Source organism: Streptomyces sp. NBC_00316, assembly GCF_036158715.1.
In the GTDB taxonomy this organism is placed as follows: domain Bacteria; phylum Actinomycetota; class Actinomycetes; order Streptomycetales; family Streptomycetaceae; genus Streptomyces.
Genome location: NZ_CP108023.1, coordinates 8,388,607 through 8,411,628, shown reverse-complemented (window position 1 = coordinate 8,411,628; position 23,022 = coordinate 8,388,607). Strand labels below are relative to the sequence as shown.

General features: G+C 68.3%; 17 protein-coding genes and 2 pseudogenes. 11 read left to right on the top strand and 8 right to left on the bottom strand.

Translation table 11 applies throughout. From position 1 onward, the window contains the following. The first annotated feature begins 52 nt into the window (after positions 1 to 52). Both aceE and OG878_RS37575 read left to right on the top strand, forming a co-directional pair. Positions 53 to 2,740 (top strand): pyruvate dehydrogenase (acetyl-transferring), homodimeric type, encoded by a 2,688-nt coding sequence (aceE, locus tag OG878_RS37580; RefSeq protein ID WP_328890919.1) that lies wholly within the window; start codon positions 53 to 55, stop codon positions 2,738 to 2,740. A gap of 105 nt (positions 2,741 to 2,845) precedes the next feature. Next, positions 2,846 to 3,979: pseudogene (locus OG878_RS37575) on the top strand (2-oxo acid dehydrogenase subunit E2); the annotation flags it as partial. A 192-nt stretch (positions 3,980 to 4,171) separates the two neighbouring features. On the opposite strand, the gene OG878_RS37570 reads toward OG878_RS37575, so the two are convergent. Beyond that, positions 4,172 to 4,975: an HAD-IA family hydrolase gene (locus tag OG878_RS37570; protein ID WP_328890917.1), complete on the bottom strand. Its 804-nt coding sequence runs from the start codon at positions 4,973 to 4,975 to the stop codon at positions 4,172 to 4,174. Positions 4,976 to 5,026: 51 nt separating this feature from the next. Between OG878_RS37570 and OG878_RS37565 the strand changes: the two genes are divergently transcribed. Both OG878_RS37565 and OG878_RS37560 read left to right on the top strand, forming a co-directional pair. Next, positions 5,027 to 5,824: a class I SAM-dependent methyltransferase gene (locus OG878_RS37565; RefSeq protein WP_328890916.1), complete on the top strand. Its 798-nt coding sequence runs from the start codon at positions 5,027 to 5,029 to the stop codon at positions 5,822 to 5,824. 107 nt (positions 5,825 to 5,931) lie between these two features. Beyond that, positions 5,932 to 6,828 (top strand): RNA polymerase sigma-70 factor, encoded by an 897-nt coding sequence (locus OG878_RS37560; RefSeq protein ID WP_328890915.1) that lies wholly within the window; start codon positions 5,932 to 5,934, stop codon positions 6,826 to 6,828. A 347-nt stretch (positions 6,829 to 7,175) separates the two neighbouring features. Here the strand turns inward: OG878_RS37560 and fdxA are convergent. Next, positions 7,176 to 7,493 (bottom strand): annotated as a pseudogene (gene fdxA / locus OG878_RS37555) (ferredoxin); the annotation flags it as partial. Positions 7,494 to 7,750: 257 nt separating this feature from the next. On the opposite strand from fdxA, the gene OG878_RS37550 reads away from it, so the two are divergent. From OG878_RS37550 to OG878_RS37535, 4 genes are all read left to right on the top strand, one after another. Then, positions 7,751 to 8,983: an NAD(P)/FAD-dependent oxidoreductase gene (locus tag OG878_RS37550; protein ID WP_328891515.1), complete on the top strand. Its 1,233-nt coding sequence runs from the start codon at positions 7,751 to 7,753 to the stop codon at positions 8,981 to 8,983. A 167-nt stretch (positions 8,984 to 9,150) separates the two neighbouring features. Beyond that, the gene (locus OG878_RS37545) at positions 9,151 to 10,851 is read left to right on the top strand and encodes an L-aspartate oxidase (RefSeq protein ID WP_328891514.1); all 1,701 of its coding nucleotides are present in this window, start codon (positions 9,151 to 9,153) and stop codon (positions 10,849 to 10,851) included. Between the two features lie 281 nt (positions 10,852 to 11,132). Further along, positions 11,133 to 11,879, top strand: a complete 747-nt coding sequence (locus OG878_RS37540) for an SDR family oxidoreductase (RefSeq protein WP_328890913.1) — start codon at positions 11,133 to 11,135, stop codon at positions 11,877 to 11,879. A gap of 319 nt (positions 11,880 to 12,198) precedes the next feature. After that, the gene (locus OG878_RS37535; RefSeq protein ID WP_328890912.1) at positions 12,199 to 12,801 is read left to right on the top strand and encodes a YceI family protein; all 603 of its coding nucleotides are present in this window, start codon (positions 12,199 to 12,201) and stop codon (positions 12,799 to 12,801) included. 240 nt (positions 12,802 to 13,041) lie between these two features. Here the strand turns inward: OG878_RS37535 and OG878_RS37530 are convergent, their stop codons facing one another. From OG878_RS37530 to OG878_RS37515, 4 genes are all read right to left on the bottom strand, one after another. Further along, entirely contained in the window at positions 13,042 to 13,884 is an 843-nt protein-coding gene (locus tag OG878_RS37530; protein WP_328890911.1) for an alpha/beta fold hydrolase, read from the bottom strand. 209 nt (positions 13,885 to 14,093) lie between these two features. After that, positions 14,094 to 15,044, bottom strand: coding sequence for an alpha/beta hydrolase (locus OG878_RS37525; protein WP_328891513.1), 951 nt, complete (start codon positions 15,042 to 15,044; stop codon positions 14,094 to 14,096). Positions 15,045 to 15,134: 90 nt separating this feature from the next. Continuing rightward, entirely contained in the window at positions 15,135 to 16,763 is a 1,629-nt protein-coding gene (qcrB, locus tag OG878_RS37520) for a cytochrome bc1 complex cytochrome b subunit (protein ID WP_328890910.1), read from the bottom strand. A 401-nt stretch (positions 16,764 to 17,164) separates the two neighbouring features. Then, a complete protein-coding gene (locus OG878_RS37515) occupies positions 17,165 to 17,434 on the bottom strand; it encodes a WhiB family transcriptional regulator (RefSeq protein ID WP_328890909.1) in 270 nt (89 codons plus the stop codon). Between the two features lie 635 nt (positions 17,435 to 18,069). On the opposite strand from OG878_RS37515, the gene OG878_RS37510 reads away from it, so the two are divergent. The 3 genes from OG878_RS37510 to OG878_RS37500 all read left to right on the top strand — a co-directional run bounded on the left by OG878_RS37510 (position 18,070) and on the right by OG878_RS37500 (position 20,410). Further along, a complete protein-coding gene (locus OG878_RS37510) occupies positions 18,070 to 18,960 on the top strand; it encodes a sigma factor (protein ID WP_328890908.1) in 891 nt (296 codons plus the stop codon). 135 nt (positions 18,961 to 19,095) lie between these two features. After that, on the top strand, positions 19,096 to 19,389 hold the full coding sequence (locus OG878_RS37505) for a hypothetical protein (protein WP_328890907.1): 294 nt from the start codon (positions 19,096 to 19,098) through the stop codon (positions 19,387 to 19,389). A 409-nt stretch (positions 19,390 to 19,798) separates the two neighbouring features. Beyond that, positions 19,799 to 20,410, top strand: a complete 612-nt coding sequence (locus OG878_RS37500) for a hypothetical protein (protein WP_328890906.1) — start codon at positions 19,799 to 19,801, stop codon at positions 20,408 to 20,410. A gap of 85 nt (positions 20,411 to 20,495) precedes the next feature. Here OG878_RS37500 and OG878_RS37495 read toward each other — a convergent pair whose 3' ends face one another. Next, entirely contained in the window at positions 20,496 to 21,887 is a 1,392-nt protein-coding gene (locus OG878_RS37495) for an NAD(P)/FAD-dependent oxidoreductase (protein ID WP_328890905.1), read from the bottom strand. Between the two features lie 387 nt (positions 21,888 to 22,274). Continuing rightward, positions 22,275 to 22,700, bottom strand: a complete 426-nt coding sequence (locus OG878_RS37490) for an STAS domain-containing protein (protein ID WP_328890904.1) — start codon at positions 22,698 to 22,700, stop codon at positions 22,275 to 22,277. Positions 22,701 to 23,022: the final 322 nt, after the last annotated feature.

Below are 23,022 nucleotides of genomic sequence, written 5' to 3'. Positions count from 1 at the left end.
TCCTCCGCGGCCGGCGTTTCCCCTATTTCATGCCGTAAACAGGAAGACTGCCATGAGTGACCCGGCCCGACCCACCGAATCCCCTGCGACAAGCGAACTCGACCAGCTGCCCGACCCGGACACCGAGGAGACCGCCGAATGGCAGGCTTCGCTCGACGCCGTCGTGCGGAACGCGGGGCCGGAACGGGCGGTGTACCTGCTGCGGCGCGTGCACGAGTACGCGGCCAGGTCGGGAATTGCCCTGCCCCGGCTCCTGTCCACCGACTACGTCAACACGATCCCCGCTTCGGTCCAGCCGGCATTCCCCGGCGACATGGCCATGGAGTCCCGGATCACCGCTGTGAACAGGTGGAACGCGGCGGTGATGGTGACCCGAGGCTCCCGGCTGGGCCTCGGCGGCCATATCTCCACCTACGCCTCGGCGGCATGGCTCTATGAGATCGGGTTCAACCACTTCTTCAAGGGCAAGGACGGGGACGGCTCCGGGGATCAGCTGTACATGCAGGGGCATGCCTCGCCCGGCATCTACGCGCGTGTGTTCCTCGAGGGGCGCCTGACGGAGGGGCAGTTGGACGGCTTCCGGCGGGAGGCCGACGGCCATGGACTGCCGTCGTACCCCCACCCCCGGCGTCTGCCCTGGCTGTGGGAGTTCCCGACCGTTTCCATGGGCCTCGGCCCGCTCGCCGCCATCTACCAGGCCCGGTTCAACCGCTACCTGCGCGACCGGGGTATCAAGGACACCTCCGGCTCCCGCGTGTGGGCGTTCCTCGGTGACGGGGAGATGGACGAGCCGGAGTCGACCGCTGCGCTGGCGCTCGCCGCACGTGAGGGCCTGGACAACCTCACCTTCGTCGTCAACTGCAACCTGCAGCGCCTGGACGGTCCGGTGCGGTCCAATTCCAAGATCGTGCAGGAACTGGAGGCGCGGTTCCGCGGGGCGGGCTGGAACGTCGTGAAGTCCCTGTGGGGCGAGGCATGGGACCCGGTGCTGCGGGAGGACACCACCGGGGCCCTCGTCCACCGCCTCGGTGAAGTGCCCGATGCCCAGATGCAGACGTACGCTGCGCGGGACGCCGCCTACATACGCAAGCACTTCTTCACCGGCGACGCGCTCTCCGGCATCGCCGCGGGGCTGAGCGACGCCCGGCTCACCGACATGTTCAGCAACTCGCGCGGGGGGCACGAGCCGCTCAAGGTCTACGCCGCGTACCGGGCCGCCGTGGAACACCGCGGGGAACCGACCGTCATCCTGGCCCAGACCGTGAAGGGCCACACGCTGGGACGGGACTTCGAGTCGCGCAACGCCAACCATCAGATGAAGAAGCTCACGACGGAGCAGTTCCGTCAGATGCGCGACGCGCTGGAGCTTCCCGTCCCGGACAGCGCGCTGAGCGGGGACCAGGTGCCGTACTGGCACCCCGGTGAGGATTCGCCGGAGGTGCAGTATCTGCGGGAGCGGCGTACCGCCCTGGGAGGCCCCGCCCCGGCACGCAGGGTCGTCGCCAAGCCGCTGCAACAGCCGCCGTCCCGGCCTTTCGAAGCCCTGCAGAAGGGCTTCGGCAAGCAGGAGGTGGCCACCACCATGGCGCTCGTCCGTCTGGTCAAGGACCTGATGCGGGACAAGGAGACGGGGCAGCGCTGGGTGCCGATCATCCCCGACGAGGCCCGGACGTTCGGCTTGGAGTCGCTCTTCCCGACGGCCGGGATCTACTCGCCCGAGGGGCAGACGTACGAACCGGTCGACGCCGACCAACTGCTCTACTACCGGGAGGCCAAGAACGGCCAGCTCATCGACGAGGGCATCACCGAGGCCGGTTCCCTGGCCGAGTTCACGGCGGCGGCGACCTCGTACGCCACACACGGCGAACCCATGATCCCCTTCTACATCTTCTACGCGATGTTCGGGTTCCAGCGGACCGGCGACCAGTTCTGGGCACTCGCCGATCAGATGGGACGCGGATTCGTGATCGGGGCGACAGCAGGCCGCACGACGATGACCGGCGAGGGGCTGCAGCACGCCGACGGGCATTCTCATCTGCTGGCATCCACCAACCCGGCGGCGGTGAGCTACGACCCGGCCTTCGCCTACGAGATCGCGGTGATCGTCAGGGAGGGGCTCCGCCGGATGTTCGGCGATCAGCCCCAGGACATCTTCTACTACCTGACGGTGTACAACGAGCCGAAGCGGCAGCCGGCGATGCCCTCAGGGCCGGAGGTGGAAGAGGGAATCCTGCGGGGCATATACCGCTTCCGCCGGGCGGAGCCCCGGGAACCGGGGCCGCGGATCCAGCTGTTGGCGTCCGGCACGGCGATCCACTGGGCTCTGGAGGCCCAGGACCTCCTCGCCTCCGAGTGGGGTGTGCACGCGGACGTCTGGTCGGTCACGTCCTGGACGGAACTGCGCCGTGACGCATTGGATGCCGACCGGGCGCAGTTGCACGGCGAGGAACGCGTGCCGTTCGTCACCCGCGCGCTGGCCGGAGCACCCGGGCCCGTGCTGGCCGTCAGCGACTGGATGCGGCAGGTACCGGACCAGATCAGCCAGTGGGTCGAGCAGGACTACTCGTCCCTGGGAACGGACGGTTTCGGTCTGTCGGACACCCGGGACGCGGTACGCCGCTATTTCCGTGTGGACCCGGAGTCGATCGTCGTGGCGGCCCTGGATCAGCTGGCCCGGGCCGGGGAGGTCGGCCCGGACACGGTCCGGCAGGCCCGCGAGCGCTACGGCTGGCAGGGGTGAGCGGAGCCCCCGGTGCGCTGGAGAGCCCCTGCGCACAGACAGAGACAAGGGCGCCGCGGTGCCCTGCGGATTCGTGAGGAGCAACCCCAGATCATGGCAATTCCCGTAACCCTGCCGGCCCTCGGCGAGAGCGTCACCGAAGGCACGGTCACCCGCTGGCTGAAACAGATCGGCGACACCGTCGAGGTCGACGAGCCCCTGCTGGAGGTCTCCACCGACAAGGTGGACACCGAGATCCCCTCCCCCGTCGCCGGCGTCCTGCTGGAGATCACCGTCGCCGAGGACGAGACCGCCGAGATCGGCGCCGCGCTCGCCGTCATCGGTGTACCCGACGCCGCTGCGCCGCCGTCCGAACCGGTGGTCCAGTCGCCCGTGAACGATGCTCCGGCCCCCGTGGCGCCCCCTCAGCCCCTCGGAGCCCCACCGGTTCTCGCCACGCGAGGCTCGGCCACCCCAGGTCCCGGCGTCACTGATTCCGGCCGGCAGGTTCCGGTGGAGGCGTCGTCGCTGCGGGGCCGGACGGTCACGATGACCCGCATCCGCAAGGTCATCGGCGACAAGCTGAAGAAGGCCCTCCTCGAGCAGGCCCAGCTGACCACCGTCGTCGAGGTCGACGTCACCAGGCTGATGCGGCTGCGCGCCGGGGCGAGAGAGGACTTCGCGGCCCGTGAAGGCGTCAAGTTGTCGCCCCTGCCGTTCTTCGTCAAGGCGGCGGCCCAGGCCCTCAAGGCGCACCCCGCCGTCAACGCCCGGATCAACGACGACGAAGGCACCATCACGTACTTCGACGAAGAGAACATCGGCATCGCGGTGGACACCGAGAAGGGGCTGATGACGCCGGTCATCAAGCACGCGGGCGACCTGAGCATCGCGGGCATCGCACGGGCGACCATGGAACTGGCGGACAGGGCCCGCGGTGGCCGTCTCACCCCTGACGACGTGGTGGGCGCCACCTTCACGATCTCCAACACTGGTTCCCGTGGCGCCTTGTTCGACACGGTCATCGTGCCGCTGGGTCAAGTCGCCATTCTGGGCATCGGCGCCACGGTCAAGCGCCCGGCGGTCGTCGAGGCCGGCGGGGAGACGGTGATCGGTATCCGCGACCTGGTTCACCTGTCGCTGTCGTACGACCACCGCCTGGTGGACGGCGCCGACGCCGCCCGCTATCTGACCGCGGTCAAGGCGCTGCTGGAGACCGCGGCATTCGCCAACGACCTGTTGCCCGCCGGGGATTCCTGAGGGCGTCGGTGCGGCGCCGTCACACAGTCGGTCCGGCGCCGCACCGGATTCACCCTGGAGAAGGACCTGTTCGTCGGCCCTGATCGCGTCTGCGCGCCGGGGCCGACGGGTCTGGTCACGCAGTTCGGTACCGTTCGCGGCACTTCCGCGACGCATCGCGGCACGAGGTGGTGGGGTTCCGTCGTACCGCCGTCAGATGCGTCGACGGGCGGCCGGGGGAGGCCCGCCCGGGCGACGGCCGGCGCCGAGCGACACCCCGAGCAGTTCTTCGAGCCGCGGGATCGTCCGTGCCGCCTCCCGGTGCAGGACGGTTCCCATACCGAGTGCCTCGGCAGGCGGCAGGTTGCCTTCGTTGTCATCGACGAAGACGCACTCCTCGCCGGGGACACCGAGCATCTTGAGCAGGATTTCGTAGATCTCCGGCTCCGGCTTGCGCAGACCGCACTGCTCGGACAGGAGAGCAGCGTCGAACGCCGTCCCGAGGTCGACTCCCCGGTACATGTCCCAGGGCGCCAGGCCCACACTGTTCGACAGGAGGCCGACTTTCAGCCCCGCGGCGCGTGCCCTGGCCACGACGGCCACCATGCGTTCGTCGGGGCGAAGGTCGGCGAAGATCCGGCCGAGGAGATTGTCGTCGTCCACGCCCAGCACTCGGGCCGCCCGACGGTTCCACCCGCCCTGGGTGATCCTGCCGCATTCGAGGTCGCCGGTGAGCCGGACCATCGCGGGATTCGCGTACCAGGTCTGATCGACCGCGCCGTCCGGAAGTCCTTCGCGCGCTTCGAAACCACGCGCGGCTTGGCCGAGCGACGTCGTGAGCACACCGCCGAAGTCGACTATGAGGCAAGTTCTCGGCACGTTGTCGCACCCTTCCTGATCTGTGTTCCTGTCGCGGACAACGCCGGGCACCGCCCAACGGCCGCAGACAGAGAGACAGATCAGGGGTGCGTCGTGTGACACGCAGACCGCCTGGGGCAGGCCGAACGAGCCCGGCACGTCTGTCACAGAAACGACGCATGACCTGTCTTACCGGGTATGCACACTGTCATGTCCGGATCGCAAACGGTGCGACTGCCTCGGACCGGCTACGCGGTCAGCGCCGAGTTCTACGACGTCCTGCAGGCCCCGCTGGACGCGGCAAGGGTCCGTCACCTCTACGGCCACGACGTACGCAATGCCCGATCGGGGGTGCTGGATGTCGGAGCGGGTACCGGACGTGTGACGCTGATGAGCCTCGCCGAATCGCGAGTCGGGGTACACGCCGTCGAGCCCGCCCGCGCCATGCGTGCCCCGTTGATGACGCGCCTCGCCTCTCTGCCCCCGGAGTTGCGGGCCCGGGTCACCATCCACGCCGGGACGCTGGACGAGGCGGAGCTGCACAAGGTCGCGGACGTGGCCGTCTGCCACAACACGGTCGCCTGTCTGGATCCCGCCGCGCGGAGCGCCCTGTGGCCGGCGATCGCCCGCGCGCTCGTTCCCGGCGGTTCACTGCTCCTTCAGCTGCCGCCCGCCGGCCTTCCCGGTGAGGAAATCGTCAGGGTCTTCCCGGCGCAGAGGGTCGGCCGGCACGAGTACGGCGGGCGCATGGTGATGTCGGCGGACGGAAACCGGATCCGCTCACGTTTCGACTATTGGGTGTGCGGGGCGGAGGGTGTGCTGCGTGAGCACACCGAGACATTCTGGGTGTGGCCGACGTCCCGCGCCGAGGTGATCGATGGTCTGAAGGCGCACGGATTCGTTCCGCTGCCCGGACGGGACGATCCTACGGTGCTCGCCGTGGGCCTCGTCGGGCACGGGTCGGGGCACCTGTCCGCGTCCCGTGTCCCCCGAGCGCACAATGAGTGACACTGTGTCCGGTGGACGGTGACCGGTGTGACTCGCTGCCCGGCCGCAGACGCACGCCGTTCCAGCGGCTTGTAGCATGGTGGCGACGACGCCTGAAGGGGACACCCATGCACTCGGAGGCCGAAGGCGGCGCCCACGACGAGGCCACACGCGACTTCCTCGCGGCACGCCCGCAACTCTTCGGCATGGCGTACCGCGTGCTCGGCAGTGCGGTGGAAGCCGAGGACATCGTGCAGGAGGCGTGGCTCCGGTGGCAGAACGCGGACCGCGCGAACATCGTCGAGCCGACGGCCTTCCTGACCACGGTCACCACCCGTCTGGCCATCAACTTCGCCCAGTCCGCCAGGATGCGGCGGGAGTCGTACGTCGGGCCATGGCTTCCCGAGCCGGTTGACACCGGCCCGGACCCGCAACTGGGCGCGGAACGGGCCGAAGCACTGGGACTGGCGGTCCTCTTCCTCCTGGAGAAGCTGAACCCGGTGGAGCGAGCCGCCTACGTGCTGCGGGAGGCCGTCGACTACCCCTACAAGGAGGTCGCGGGCATCCTGGAGACGAGCGAGGCCAACACCCGCCAGCTCGTGAGCCGCGCGCGCAAGCATGTGGCCGCCGAGCGCAGGGAGCGCGTCAGCCGCGCCGACCACCGGCGCCTGATGGAGGTCTTTCTCGCCGCCGCGCGGACGGGCGATCTGGCGGCGCTCGAGAGTGTGCTCGCGGCGGACGTCGTCAGTTACACCGACGGCGGAGGAATGCGCGGAGCGTCGAAGTTCCCGGTCGTCGGACGTCTGCATGTGTCCAAGTACCTTGCGGCCTTCGCCCCACGCTTCTGGCCCCCGCTCGAGATCCGGTGGGTGGAGGCCAACGCGCAGCCTGCCGTCCTCGTCTCGGCCGGCGCAGACGCCGTGGCTCTGCTGTGCGTCGACGTGTCCGTGGATGGGATCGACCGGATCCTGTGGGTGCTGAATCCGGCCAAGCTGGCGCCCTACGTGGCGTCCTTGAGCGGCTGAGTATCCGCTCGGGGGGCGGCCGGCTCGTTCGGCCTGCCCTCGGAAGGGCTGAACTCCACGGAACGCGCATGGCGGACCATCGGCGGATGGGGAACGCGTTCGTCACCGGGGCACAGTCCGGGAATCCCCTCGGTCTGGAAAATGTCCTGACCCTCGACATCGACCGCGACCGGCCCCAACCCGGCAATCGGGGGCACCGCACCTGGATTCACACTCCAGGCGGCGGGAAGCGACCCCCTGTTCGCTCCTGGTGATGTCTGACGCGACGCCGCCCGTCAGGACGGGAACCACAGGTCGGCGTCGGCGGCCTCTTCCTTGCGGATGGTGAACACGGCGATGTCCTTCTTGTGGGACGAACTCTGCGGGGGCAGCCCGGCGACCAGCGGGTGGTCTCCATGGGTGGCCGGCGGCTCGCCGTCCGCGCCGGAAGGCGGGTCGAAGTACTCGGCGTTGACGGTCAGGTAATGCGCCCAGTACTGCGGGAGTTCGTCCTCGTGGAATATGGCCTCCACAGGACAGGCCGGCTCACAGGCGTGGCAGTCGACGCACTCCGCGGGGTTGATGTAGAGCGTCCGCTCGCCCTCGTAGATGCAGTCCACCGGGCATTCCAACACGCAGGCCCTGTCCTTGACATCGACGCAGGGCTGCGCAATGACGTACGTCATCTTCTCCTCCTTCGCCATCCACGGAGACGTCCGCGGGACCGACCGGTGCAGTTCGTCCTGCCAGCCGTATGACCGGCGAACCGGTGATGTTGTGACAACAAACCATCGTGGAGTCCGCGCGCCCGGCAGGGTGCCGCGCCCCGCCGCCGGTGTGTCCGGGTTCGCCCTCAGGTGTCACAGACCGTGTGAGCACACGGTCTGTTGAAGTGACTGCCCCACCATGGCTCGCAGCACGCGACATCGAGACGAGGAACGCCGTGTCCCCTGTGAATAATTTTGTCATCGTCGGTGGCGGCCTGGCCGCCGGCAGGGCGGCGGAGGCGCTGCGGGAGCACGGCCACCGCGGCCCGATCCTCCTCATCGGCGACGAGCAGGATCGGCCGTACGTCCGGCCGCCGCTCTCCAAGGGCTACCTGCTCGGCAAGGAGGAACGGGACTCGATCTACGTGCACCCCGCGGACTGGTACCGCGAGCACGACGTCGACCTGCTCCTGGGCACGAGCGTGACGGCTGTCGACGCACGGGCCAGGCAGGTCGAACTGGACGGCGGACGTCGTGTGCCCTACGCCAAGCTGCTTCTGGCCACCGGTTCGTCCCCGCGCCGGCTGTCCGTTCCCGGAGCGGAATTCGACAACGTCCTGTACCTGCGCCGCGTCGGGGACAGCCAGCGGCTCAAGACAGCCTTCACCGAGGGAGCGCGGATCGTTGTCATCGGGGGCGGATGGATCGGCCTCGAGACCGCCGCGGCCGCCCGAACGGCCGGCGCCGAGGTGACGGTGCTCGAGCACTCCGAGCTGCCGCTGCTCAAGGTCCTCGGGCGGGAGGCGGCCGAAGTGTTCGCCGGTCTTCACCAGGACCACGGCGTGCGGCTCCACCCCCGCGCCGAAGTCGAACGCATCACCGGCAGCGACGGCCACGCGGACGGTGTGCTGCTCGCCGACGGCACCCATCTGCCCGCGGACGCCGTGGTCGTGGGCGTGGGCATCACGCCCAATGTGCACCTTGCCCAGGAAGCGGGCCTGGAGGTGCGGAACGGCATCGTCACCGACGAGCACCTGCGGACCTCGGTGGCCGACATCTATGCCGCGGGTGACGTCGCCAACGCCTACCACCCGCGGCTCGGACGCCACCTCCGCGTCGAGCACTGGGCCAATGCCCTGCACCAGCCGCGCACAGCCGCGCTGGGCATGCTCGGCGAGGACGCCGTGTTCGACCGGCTGCCGTACTTCTACACCGATCAGTACGACCTCGGGATGGAGTACACGGGGTACACGGAACCGGGCGGCTACGACCGTGTCGTCTTCCGCGGCCAGGTTGCCGAACGGCGGTTCATCGCCTTCTGGATGTCGGGGAACCGCGTCCTGGCGGGGATGAGTGTCAACGTGTGGGACGTCATCGACTCGATCCGTGCCCTGATCGAATCCGGTTCGGACGTCGACGACACCCTCCTCGCCGATCCCGCCGTCGCCCTCGACAGCCTTCTCCCCTGACACCCGGGCCTGCCTGCCGCCGGGCTGAACACGTGGGTGCGCGTGCGGCCCGGGCAGGTCAGGTCCGTGGAGCGGGTGTCACAAACACCCCGAGGCCGCGGTCGTACTCAATGACCAACCAAACGATCGGAGCAATCGTGGCAGCCACCGAACAACGTCTTTCCACCATGGTGCTGGTGATCGGTACCGGCGGTGCCGGCCTGCGGGCGGCGATCGAGCTGGCCGAGGCCGGTATCGATGTCCTCACCGTCGGCAAGCGCGCCAAGGAGGACGCCCACACGGCCCTCGCCGCCGGCGGGATCAACGCGGCCCTGGCCACGATGGACCCCGAGGACAGCTGGCAGCAGCACGCCGCCGACACCCTCAAGGAGAGCTACCTGCTCGCCGACCCCCGCACCACCGAGATCGTCACCCAGGGCGCCGCCCTGGGCATCGACGACCTGGAGCGCTACGGCATGGCCTTCGCCCGGGAGCAGGACGGCCGCATCTCCCAGCGGTTCTTCGGCGCGCACAAGTTCCGGCGCACCGCCTTCGCCGGCGACTACACCGGCCTGGAGATCCAGCGCACACTCATCAGGCGCGCAGGCCAGCTGAACATTCCCATGCTCGACAGCGTCTACATCACCCGGCTGCTGGTCCACGACGGTGCCGTGTTCGGGGCCTACGGCTTCGACCTCACGAACGGAACCCGCTACCTCATCCACGCCGACGCCGTCATCCTCGCGGCCGGCGGCCACACCCGCATCTGGCGGCGCACCTCCTCACGCCGCGACGAGAACACCGGTGACTCGTTCCGGCTGGCCGTGGAGGCCGGGGCCCGCCTGCGCGACCCGGAGCTGGTCCAGTTCCACCCCTCGGGAATCATCGAGCCGGAGAACGCGGCCGGCACCCTCGTCAGCGAGGCCGCACGCGGTGAGGGCGGCATCCTGCGCAACGCGCTCGGCGAGCGCTACATGAACCGCTACGACCCCGAGCGGATGGAACTGTCCACCCGCGACCGTGTGGCCCTGGCCTCCTTCACGGAGATCAAGGAAGGACGCGGCACACCCAACGGCGGGGTATGGCTCGATGTCTCGCACCTCCCCCGGCAGACGATCATGACCCGGCTCCCCCGGGTCTACCAGACGCTCCTGGACCTGCAGATGCTGGACATCACCCGCGAGCCGATCGAGGTCGCGCCCACGGCGCACTACTCGATGGGCGGGGTCTGGGTCCGGCCCGAGGACCACAGCACCGACGTCCGCGGCCTCTATGCCATCGGCGAGGCGTCCAGCGGCCTGCACGGCGCCAACCGGCTCGGCGGCAACAGCCTCATCGAGCTGCTGGTCTACGGTCGCATCACCGGACAGGCGGCCGCCGCCTACTCCGAGTCCCTGACCGCGCAGCCGCGGTCGGCCTACGCGGTGGCCGAGGCCCGGGCGGAGGTCGACGGCCTGCTCGCCGCGGACGGGCCGGAGAACGTGCGCGCACTGCAACGCGCCATTCGCACCACCATGACCGAACACGCGGGCGTCGTACGCAACGAGGAAGGGCTGCGCGCCGGACTGGCGGAACTCGACGCAATCGAGAAGCGGATGCAGGACGTCGGTGTCCATCCCGACATCGCCGGCTACCAGGATCTCGCGCACGCCTTCGACCTCAAGTCCGCCGCCCTGGCCGCCCGGGCCACACTCGAAGCGGCACTCGAACGCCGTGAGACCCGCGGCTGCCACAACCGCAGCGACTACCCCGACATGGACCCGGCTCTGCAGGTCAACCTCGTGTGGTCCCCGAGCGCGGGAATCACCCGCGAGAACATTCCCCCCGTCCCGGACGAGATCTCCTCACTGATGGAGGACGTCTCGACCGACGGCAAGCTCGCCGAGTGACCTCCTGAGCACCGCTTTCCGGTGACACCGCCCGCGGCCGTGTGCCCGGCGATGCCCGCGTGCGCTCGATCACCTCGCACAACGCATGGTGCAACGCCTTGCGTTGTGCGGGAGATCGCCACGCTCATGGACGGAAACTCTGAGATCCGCCCGGGCGCCCTGTCACAAATACAGTCGCCTTCCTGTCTTTTCTAGTACAAGCAAAAATAACCGGTGCCGGCGGGCGGCTGTTCCGGGGCCGCCCGCCACGCATTCGGAGAACCTCCGAGAGGATCCCTTTAATGAAGGTCGTAGTAATCGGTGGTACCGGCCTCATCGGCTCGAAGCTGGTCGGCAAGCTCAACGAACACGGCCACGAGGCGGTGCCGGCCGCGCCCAACACCGGCGTCAACACGCTCACCGGTGAGGGCCTGGACGAGGTACTGCAGGGGGCTTCCGTGGTGGTCGACGTGTCCAACTCTCCCTCGTTCGAGGACGACGCCGTCATGGAGTTCTTCCGTACCTCGACCGCCAACCTGCTCAAGGCGGAGGCGGACGCCGGTGTGAATCACCATGTCGCGCTCTCCGTGGTCGGCACGGAGCGGCTCCAGGACAGCGGCTACTTCCGTGCCAAGCAGGCGCAGGAGGAACTGATCAAGGACTCCGGAATTCCGTACTCCATCGTCCACGCCACGCAGTTCTTCGAGTTCATGAAGGGCATCGCGGCCGCGGCGACCGACGGCGACACCGTGCGTCTGGCCCCCGCCAAGATTCAGCCCATCCACTCCGACGACGTGGCCGCCGCCGTGGGGCGCACGGCGGTGGGCACGCCCGTCAACGGCGTGGTGGAGGTGGCCGGCCCCGACACGTTCCAGCTGGACGAACTGATCCGCAAGGGCCTCGCCGCCAAGAACGACCCGCGCACGGTCGTCACGGACTCGCAGGCTCCGTACTTCGATGCCGTGCTGCAGGAGACCACCCTTCTCCCCGGGTCCGGCGCCACCATCGCTGAGACCCGGTTCGCCGACTGGCTCGCACAGCAGCAGTGAGTCCTCGTGGGTGGCCCCGCGAGGGGCCACCCACACGCTCCGGCCGGTCACCCCTGAACGCACGGGACCTCTCCGGCCGCTCGTCCCTGACCGCACGGGACCTCTCCAGCCGGTCATCCTGACCGCACGGAACGTGGCCCAGTGGTCCGCACGGCGGAACGACGCGCCGGTTTCGCTCCGAGTACCGGGCGTCGTAATGCCGACGCCCCTCGCCGGCAGCGCTCTGGACAAGCAGGGCCGTCGATGTGCGACGGCCCGTCCGAGCCGCGCCGAATTCTGCCCTCACCCGATGTCACCAGCGCGAGGAATGCGGTTCGTCATGCTCGAAATCCGCGATCGGTCCATCAACTCCAGTGCCGACCCGTACGACGACCTGACCGGTTTCTACATCATCGATCCGGTCCACAGCACGGTGGGTTTCTCCGTCCGGCACGCCATGATCTCGAAAGTGCACGGGAAATTCGACACCTTCGAAGGCCTGCTGAAGCTCGACCAGTCCCAGCCGTCCCGGTCCGAGGCGTATATGAGTGTTCAGACTCTGAGTCTGGACACGGGCGCTCAGGAACGTGACATGCACCTCAGAGGCCCCTCCTTCCTCGACTCCGCGACGTTTCCCCTGATGACGTTCCACTCGACCGGCATCGTCCCGGCCGGAGACGACGCATTCCGTGTGCTCGGAAACCTCAGGATCAAGGACGTCGAGCTCCCCATCGGCATCGACGTGGAGTTCGGCGGCGCCTGCCGGGATACCGACGGGCAGAACCGGGTCGGCTTCGAGGGCAGGGCCGCCCTGAGGCGCTCCGACTGGGGACTCACCTGGAATGCGTCGCTGGAGACGGGCGGCGTCCTCGTCGGCGACGTGGTGACGTTGGTCCTGAACATCTCGGCGGTGCAGGTCTTCCACCGTCCCGCCGGCACCTGACGCCGGGACGCAGACCGGCACGTCGGACGCCGGTCGTGGGCCCACGGGCCCCACGACCGGCGTCCGACGTGCCGGTCACCCATTTTGCGTGAGGGCCGCACCAACACCCTGGATGCCCCGCGACGGCGAACAGGACGCGCATGAACAACAACGGGACGCAGTCCCATCGGTCCCGCACGCACGCGTCGAGGGCGGGGTGGCACATGGGAGCCACCCCGCCCTCGACGGGCTGCCGGTCGGTCAGTGGACCGTCCGCGCGGCCTCCTCGATGATGTGGGCGACGTCGTTGGGACGCGAGACGCTCACGGCGTGCGATGCGCGGACTTCGACCGTGTGCGCGTGGGCGCGCTCGGCCATGAACCTCTGGACCTGCGGGGGGATGTTGAGGTCCTGGGTGGCCACGAGGGACCAGGACGGAATGGTTTTCCAGGCGGGCTCGGAGGCGCCTTCCTGCAGGGCGGAGTTGGTCACCGGTCGCTGAGTGACCGCCATGAGGTCGGTGGTGTCGTTCGGGACGTCGGCGGCGAACTGGTGGTGGAACTTGGCCTGTTCGATGTAGAGGTCCGCGTCCTGGGAGCCGTCGGGCAGGGTGATCGGGACCGGGCGCAGGGCCTCGCCGAGTGTGCTGCCGGGGAATTTGCCGGACAGGTCGATCGCGCTCTCTCCCTTGTCGGGCAGGAAGGCGGCGATGTACACCAGTGCCTTGACGTTCCCGGTGCCGGTGGCGGCGTTGCTGATGACCGATCCGCCGTAGGAGTGGCCGGCGAGCACGACGGGCCCGTCGATGCCCGCGAGGAGGTCCTTGAGGTAGGCGGCGTCGCTGCTCAGCCCGCGCAGCGGGTTGGCCGCGGCGACCACCGGGTAGCCGTCCTGCTTGAGCCGCTTGACGACGGCGTTCCAGCTGGTGGAGTCGGCGAACGCGCCGTGGACGAGGACCACCGTCGGCTTGGGGCCGGACGAGGACGGTCCCTTGCCGGCGGTCGCCGGAGCGACCGACACGGCGAGCAGAGCGCCGGCGACGCCCACCGTGGCCACCAGGGACAGGGGCGTACGGGCACGCCGGAGGAACGAGGGTCGTTTCATGTCAGGGCCTTTCGAGGCGGATTGATACAGCCGGGTCCACAGGGACGGAACGGCAGGAGTTGTGCGCCAGCACGCTGTCGCGTACCGAGTCCGACGGGAACGCGCCCGTGGGCACGGTGAAAGCTGCAGCGTGGATGGTGTTCTGCGCGGCTGGTTCGTACACGGCCCGGCAGGGCGAATCGCTCGCACGCTGCCGCAGGGGCTCGGTCTCAGTCGGTGTGCAGGGCGCTGCGCAGGGTGGTGATGGCCTGGTGCATCGCGGCGGTGGCCGCGTTCGTGGGCCGGATGGGGTTGAGCATCATGAAGTCGTGCAGGGTGCCGTTGTAGCGGATGCTGGTGGTCGGGACGCCGGCTTCCGTGAGCTTGCGGGCGTATGCCTCGCCCTCGTCGCGCAGGACGTCGTTCTCGTCGACCAGGACGAGCGCGGGCGGCAGACCCTCCAGGTCCTCCAGACCCGCCCGCAGGGGCGACGCGGTGATCTCGGCCCGCTGGGCCGGGTCCGTGGTGTAGCAGTCCCAGAACCAGGCCATGGCCTTCGCGGTGAGGTACGGGCCGTCGGCGAACTCCCGGTAGCTCGCGGTGTCCTGGGCCGCGTCCGTGACGGGGTAGTACAGCGACTGGTGCACGAAGGACACATCACCGCGCTGCTTGGCCATCAAGGTCAGCGCCGCGGTCATGTTGCCGCCCACCGAATCACCGGCCACGGCCAGCCGGGACACGTCCAGCCCCTCTTCGGCACCGTTCTCCGTGATCCACCGAGCGGTCGCGAACGCCTGCTCGATGGCCACCGGGTACCTGGCCTCCGGGGAGCGGTCGTACTCGACGAACACCACCGCCGCATTCGCACCGACCGCCAGCTCGCACACCAGACGATCGTGGGTACCCGCGTTCCCGATCACCCACCCACCGCCATGGACGTACAGGACCACCGGCAGCACACCCCGGGCACCGGCCGGCTTGACGATCCGCACCGCCACCTCACCGACCTCCGCCGGCACCGTGACCCACTTCTCCCACACCTCGGGCTTCTCGACGGGCGCCGCCTGCAGATCATCGAGGACCTTCCGGGCACCCTCCGGACCCAACTCGTACAAGAACGGCGGACTGGCCGTCGCCCGCGCGAGCTCCCCAGCCGCAGACTCAAGCACCGGCTTGTTCACCACTTCGTTCTCCTAGCGTGTAGCGATCCCAAGTGAAGCTTTCACTCTTATGACCATTCATCGACCAAAGATGTGACATGTAGTGATGCATCACTGATGAGATCGTGACCGCGAACCGCCCGTGATCTCCCGGTACTCCCGCTCGGTGGGCTTGGCGATCTGCGTCCCCTGCCCGTAGAAGCCACGGCTCATCCTGACCCGCAACCGCTGGGTCCGGGTGGGCCTGCCGTTCGCACTTCCCACCTGGGTGAGCGTGAGGGGCTGGTACTGCTCGTGCGCCGTGAGTGCGTGCAGTCGCTCTTGACTGAGCGGTTCGTGCACCTCGACGAATTCACCGTGCGGGAGACGCTTGATGACGCCCGTCTCGCGGCCGTGCAGCACCTTGTCGCGGTCACTCCGCTGGAGAGCGAGGGCCAGCCGTTTCACCACGACGAAGACGACGAGGGGCGCGACGAACAGGCCGATGCGGACCGCCCACGTCACTGTGTTGACGGAGACGTGGAAGTGGGTGGCGATCAGGTCGTTCGCGGCGCCGACGAGCGCCATGAGGTAGAAGCTCAGCCATGCGGCACCGAAGGCCGTACGCACCGGCCTGTTGCGCGGCCTGTCCAGGAGATGGTGCTCACCGTCGTCACCGGTCACCCATGCCTCGACGAAGGGATATACGCCCAGTACGAGGAAGAGGCCGAGGCCCACTACCAGCGGGATGATGTTGTCGAGGGCGAGCGTATGACCCCAGGCGCTGATCTCCCAGCCGGGCATGACGCGCAGTAGCCCGTCGGCCACTCCCATGTACCAGTCGGGCTGCGATCCTGCTGCCACTTGATCGGCACGGTAGGGCCCGTACCGCCAGACGGGGTTGATCTGCGCGATCGCCGCCATGACGAAGACGGCTCCGGCGACCATGAAGAGAAATCCCGCCGACTTGACCACGTACACCTGGAACGGCAGGCCGACGACGTTCTTGTTCGTGCGTCCGGGGCCGGCGTACTGCATGTGCTTGTGCCGCAGGGACAGAGCCACCTGGAGAGCGATCAATACCACCATGGCGGCCGGGATCACCAGAACGTGGAGCGTGTTGAAACGAGCCACCAGGTCATCGCCCGGGAACTCACCGCCGAAGAGGAACATCGACAGGTAGGTGCCGATGATCGGCACGGACAGGAGGGTGCCGTTCACGACGGCCAACCCGGTGCCGGACAGGAGATCGTCGGGCAGGTCGTATCCGGTCAGGCCTCCGAACATGGCCACGATCAGCAGCAGGAAGCCGAGGACCCAGTTGAGCTCGCGCGGCTTGCGGAACGCCCCCGTGAAGAAGACCCGCATCATGTGCACGAACAAGGCGGCGACGAAGATCAGCGCCGCCCAGTGGTGGGCCTGTCGGATCAGCAGGCCGCCACGGACGTCGAAGGAGATGTGCATGGTCGAGTCGAACGCCGCCGACACCGTCCGCCCCTGCAAGGGCTCATAGCCGCCCTGGTACACCATCTGTTCCGACGAGGGGTGGAAGTAGAACGAAAGATATACGCCCGTGAGGACAAGAATGAGGAAACTGTAGAGACAGATCTCTCCCAGCAAGAAGGACCAGTGGTCGGGGAAGACCCTCCGCATGGTGGTCTTGGCCAGGCCGCGGGTGCCCAGCCGGGCATCGGCCCACTCGGCTATCCGGTCCCCTTTACGTATGTGCCGTGATTCGGTCTGCCGGCTCTCGTTTCCCATTTACCTCACTCATTCTGAATCGCTGTCAGCGCCTCGCTACCGAACGAGTTCGCAGGCCGCGCAATCTGCACGCTCGACCGCAGCCCACGTCTTCGCGCCGGACTGAGCGCACGCGGGCATGCGAAGGTGCGGAACCGGCGCACCGGGGTTGATCTCTGACGGGTTGAGGTACTGGGGTGCCGTCCGTGTGGTGCAATGCCGAGCCCCATGGGCTCGGGTCGATGGTCGCCGTGCACGGTCGATGCGCGACATGAGGCGTCGCACGCGCACCACGGCGTGACGGGTGTCCGTCACCCTCCGTATGGCCGCGGCAACTCCTGGGCAGGATTCGCGAACTGCTCTCCCTCATATGACCGACCGGACCGTGGAGATGTGACGTACCGGAGCGGATGGCGGGGTGGTCAGGCCGCTGCTTCCTTCGAGTTCCGGGACGCGCGCACCGTGCGGCCCCTCATCGCTCGGCGCTCCGCTTCGGTGGTGCCGCCCCAGATCCCCTCCAGCGGATCGACCTTGATGGCCCAGTTCAGGCACTGCTTCAGCACGGGGCACCGATGGCACACGGCCTTCGCCTCATCTATCTGAATGAGCGTCGGACCACTGGTGACGTTTCCGATGGGAAAGAAGAGATCAGGATCCTCGTATTGACAGATCGCCATCTCACGCCAGTCCATGGAGTACCTCCTGCAATGAGTGATGGACAAGAATTCAACGGCTCGGATCGCTGCGCGGAAGAATCCTCACGCGCGAAGAGCCCGATCCCCCATCTCCCGTGAAAGCCGATTCATGTCACCGGTGATTGCACCGGTACACGGTGGCTGTTCACGACCGCAGTGTCCGAAGGCTCCGCGCACTGCGCCCACGATCTTTCCTGGTGCCGTATGAAGCGAGACACGGTCTCTTGCACAGAAGACCGAGCGACCCGCACGTATGTGACACCGAACGGGATGTGCGCATGATGATTGGCCGCACCCGCCGAGTACGCGTCCGGCTTCAGTGCGGCACAGCCTTCCGGAGACCGGTCCAGGGGCGGCCGTGCGAGGGCTTCGACGTTCGCCGACAGGCGGGGGCAGAGGCCAGGTCCACGGCAGTGCAGCGCCAAGGCCGGCCCAGGAGGACCGCACCTCTCCAGACACGGACGCGCTGATGTCACAAGTACCGGGCCTGTCCGGTCTGATGATCGAGTGGACCGAGGCGGAGCGGACGTCTGCCCGCGGCCGACGCATCCGCCGGAGCCGTGTGGTCCCCGGCAGGGCCGCTCGGTGCGACGGCCGTGTCGCGGGGTGCCGTTCGAGAGGGAGGATGCCGTATGGACCGTGCCGATGACGCGGTGCCCATCGCGGAGCTGCTGGAGGAGCGGCGCCATCTGCTGGATGTCGCCTACTGGATGCTGGGCAGTCGCGGTGAGGCCGAGGGCGTCGTTGAGGAGACCTACCGGCGGTGGTACGGGCTGTCCGACGCGGAGCGGGCCCGGATCGCGGTACCGCGTGCCTGGCTGGCGCGGGTCGCGGGCAGTATCTGCCTGACCCGGCTGCGCCTGCCCGATCGTAGGAGCTCCCGTGCGGCCGAGGAACACACCGGCGAGGTCGGGGCTGAGCGATACAGGATGCTCGAGCAGGAGACCAGTGAAGTTCTGCTGAGGGCCCTGAACTCCCTGTCTCCAGCCGAGCGGGCGGCGTTCGTGCTCAACGACGTCTTCGGAATGGCCCCGGGTACGGTGGCCGACATCGTCGGCCGACCGGAGCCGGAGTGCGCCGAACTGGCCGACCGCGCCCGCCGCAGTCTGCGTGCCCGGCGCTCACGGTCCACCACGCCGCTTCAGCACGACGTGGTGGCCTGCGCGGTACAGCAGGCCTGCACGGCCGAGGACACCGAACGACTGGCGGCCCTCCTGGCGCTCGACGCCACCGCCTTCTTCGACGGCGGGGGCAAGGTCCGGGCCCTCGTCAAACCCGTCCACGGCAACCAGCAGGTCGCCCGCAGCATGCTGACTCTGATGGCCCGGTGCCCACGCACCACCCTGCACACCCACTCCGTCAACGGACGCACCGGCCTCGTCATCCGCTACGACCGCCAGGTCGCAGCCGTCATCAGCCTGGACATCGCCGGCGACCAGGTCGTCCAGGTCTGGGTCATCCTCAACCCCGACAAGCTGCGCTCGTGGAACCCGCCCGGCCCGCCCGCGGCACCCGGGGAATGAAGAACGACGTGCGGTATCGAGGCGGGGGCGGCGCACGACCGGGTGCGTCCCCTGGGCCTGATGAAGAGCCAGGGTCCGCATGGAACATCACGGGTTTCGCAAGACTCCCGGATCGAGCCGAAGAAAAGACACGAGATGCCTCAAGACCGTGACCACCACTCCGATCCCGCCGCCGCCAGCGTGTCGCTGGCAGCGGAGGCCGCCCTGCTCGAGGCTCGTCTGCGGATGCTCCAAGAGGCACTCGACACGGTCGACGCACGCATCGAGGCGGTCTCCGAAGAACTGCGCCGGCTGCACGGCTCGACGTCCCCCGCCAGGGCCGAGGAGCAAGCAGAGCAGGACGAATTCCCCGGCCGGAACAGTGCTGTTCCCCACGCGGACGACGCCGGCCTCGGGTGGCTCGACACTTCCCCGTCGTGCCACCCCTGACATGCCACCGAGCCACCCCTGACAAGTCGAGTGTCCCACCCGTGCCGACGACGAGACCATCGGCACCCGGGGACCGGTAGACGGTGTCAATCACCCACCTGCCGACGGCCCGCCACAGGGGGCAGCGTTCCTTCGCTCCCTTCGGCCCGACTCGAACCCGTTGCGCTTCCCGAGGGACAACAGTCACAAGGGAACGAGACACCGTCCATGCTCGTTGTGCATGGTCCCAAGCATCGCCACAGTGTCGTGGTCGGCAGACCTGGACAACTACGTGTGGTCGGCGCGTGACCTGCCTACGGGCCGAGCACGCCGACATATGATGTTCGGGGGACCCGTCCCGGCGTTCGGCTCGAGTGACATCGCAGGTGAGCCAGGCGGGAACGCGAAAGGTTGAGGACGAGAGGAACACATGGTCTCCGCAGCCCGCACGGCACATAACATCGAGATCACCGCCGAGAGTCTCCAGGAGGACCTGGCCCGCCTGGAAGTCCAAAGGCAGGCGCTGGAAAGGGAACTGGCCGCGGTCGTCGCCCATCTCGGTTCCGTCCAGCGCGCCCTCGGCGCCCTCCAGGCGTTGATGTCCGAGACGGGTGAGGCGGTATCGGCCGGCACCGCAGAGGCCGACCACGGCACGGCTCCCTCACCCGCGGAGGCGCAGGCGGACGCACTGCCCACGAATCGGCCGGACGCCGCGCCCGCACTCCGGGCCCGGCAGCCGGAGCGCCGGCCCGATGCCCGAAAGCCCGCTCCCCCAGCCGGCCGCGCCGGCGCCGGCGCAACGACCGGTTCCCGGACCGCCACCGACGGTGACACGAGCTACGGCAAACTGACCGAGCAGATCCTGGAGTACTTCGCCGGAGTCGGCAACGTCGACGTCCGCGCCCGCGACGTGGCGGCCTTTCTCGGCCGTGACACCGACAGCGGCACCATCAACACGGTCAGGAGCACCCTGGACCGCCTGGTCGGCGCCTCCCGTATCCGCCGCACCGGACGAGGCCTCTACCGCGCCAAGAAGTCCTGAGGAGCCGCCGCAACGAGACGGTGCCGCCCCGACGCTGCGGCGGTCGTGCGAGGCAACACTCGTCGTGATCAGACCCCGTCTGTGTTCACGCGTCGCCCACCACGGCGTGCGGGGACGAAGGGACCGACTCACGGGACGGAGCGTCGGTCGGCTGCTCGCCGTGACGGGGGTTTCCCCGGGACACGAAAGCTTCGCGGGGGTGCTGCACCGAGGCGAGGGAGACGACGTCCCGTCCGTACAGTGCCGCGGTGATCCACACGGCGAGCACGCGGACCTTTCGTTCCCACGTCGGTATGGCGAGCACGTGGTAACCGCGGTGCATGAGCCAGGCCGGAAAGCCCTTGATGACCAGGCCCCGGTACTGGAAGATGCCTCGCCCCAGGCCCAGCGTAGCCACCACTCCGAGGCTGTGGTGGACATAGTTCTTGGCAGGCCGGCCCCGCAGCGTCGCCACAATGTTCTTCGCCAGGCGCTTGCCCTGACGCACCGCGTGCTGGGCGTTCGGCACCGTGTACGCCCCGGGCCGCCCTGCCGCCAGGTCAGGCACGGCCGCATCGTCGCCTGCCGCCCACACGTCCGCCACCACGTCCGTCTCGGTACCCACACGCAGGTCCGCACGTACGACGAGCAAACCACGTTGGTCGACCGGAAGGTCCGTGTGGTTGTGAACGATGGGATTGGACGCGTTGCCGGCAGCCCACACGATCAACTCCGAATCGAATTCCTCGCCGCTCGACAGCACGACATGGCCGCCCTCGGCGGAGACGAGTTGGGCGTTCAGGTGCACGTGCGCCCCGCGCTTCTCCAGGGAGCGGACCACCCATGCGCCGGGCCGGTCGCTGACCTCGGGGAGAATCCGGTCGCGTGCCTCGACCAAGTGGAACTGGACTTCTCCCTCATCGAGTTCCGGGTAGTGCTTCAGCAGTGCGGATGACAGCGACAGCAACTCACCGAAACCCTCCACACCGGAGAAGCCGCCCCCGACGAAGGTGACGGTGAGGAGCTTTCGACGTTCGGGGCCACGAGGCAGTGTTGCCGCACGGTCGAACGAGGTCAGCAGCCGGTCGCGGATGGCTACGGCCTCCTCGACGTGCTTCAGGCCGAAGGCGTGCTCGCTCAGTCCCGCTATGGGAAACGTACGGGTGACCGCCCCCGCCGTGACCACAAGGATGTCGTAGTTCAGTCGATAGTCCGGTCCGCTTTCCGGCCGGACGGTGACGCTGCGGTCGCTGTCGCGGATCTCCGTCACCGTCCCCGAGATCAGCCGGGTGCGGTGCAGGTGCCGTCGGAGTGACACCGCGGCGTGACGAGCCTCCACCGACCCTGCCAAGACCTCCGGCAGGAACGGCTGGTACGTCATGTACGGGCGCGGGTCGATGACGGTGACGCGCACCTTGTCCCGGCGCAACTTCCTTTCCAGGCCCCGGGCGGTGTAGAAGCCCGCGTAGCCGCCACCAACTATCAAAATCTCACGCACGGTGTCCTCTGTTCTCTTGGTCCCACCAGTAGAGACAGAGCACGAGCCCTTGTTGTGACATCCGTTGCCCGTTCCGCCACGCTTCCACGCCGCACCGGCGGCGATCCGGGGCTGACCTCCATGAGCCGCCGGAAGCAACGGCCGTCTCCCCGCAGGCACTCGCAGCGGTCGCGACGGCCCCGATCCGTCCGTCGGGTCAGGGCCGATCTTCCAGCGTCGGCGAGCCTCGAGGCACAAGAGGGTTGCGCGTGGGCGCAGAAGAGGTCATTGCTTCTCACGGCGGACTTCGGGGCCGTTGCGTGGCCTGTCGGAATCGACTCGTGGCCGACGGTCTGCTCGTGGGGCGGTTCAGGTGCCGGGCCGCCGGCCGATGCAGCGCGAACCGTCCTATGGAGCAAGGGCCGCGCACACGTCACGGTGGAGCGGCACCACTTTGTCCATCCCCGTCAGCCGATACCTTTTCTCCAACGTCGGTGAGAGACCCGCAAGGGCGACCGACGCGCCGACGTGGGTCGCGCTGCGGTACGCGGCGGCGACAGCTCCCATGCCGTTGAGGTTCCAGAAGTCCAGGGATGAGAGGTCCAGTACCAATCTCCGGGCGCCTGCAGCGATTTCCTCCAGAGCGGCGGCTCTCAGCGCGTCGACGGTAGTCGAGTCGACGGCGCCCGTCACCGCAATGACGACGCCACTGCCGTGCATACGCGTGACGTGGATACCGAACGGCCTGCTACCCGAGGACGTGTTCGGCAGAGCACCGGGCACGTCGGAGCAAGGGCACGGGGTCGCGGACTGGTTGTGGGAGTACGGGGCCATCGGACTCACCTCTCCTGCTGCTCGGTACCCGCTTCCGTGGGCCCAGGGCCGGATGACGAACGATCCCGGTCGCGTCTCCTCGCAGATGCAGGGATGACAGCGTGTGAGGAACTGGCGGATGGGGTACGCCACTCACTTCCGAGCCGATCATGATCAGGAGCATTCCCGGATCAGGGGTTGATGATCGCTGTCGGACCGGACTCGGAGACGACCTGCCATGGCCGACGTGAGGGTGGCGCGAACACCGGTCCCTCCCGTGTCGATCACGAGAACCATCGAGAATCGACGTTCTGTGGTTACGGGCTTTCCCAGTACGACCGAC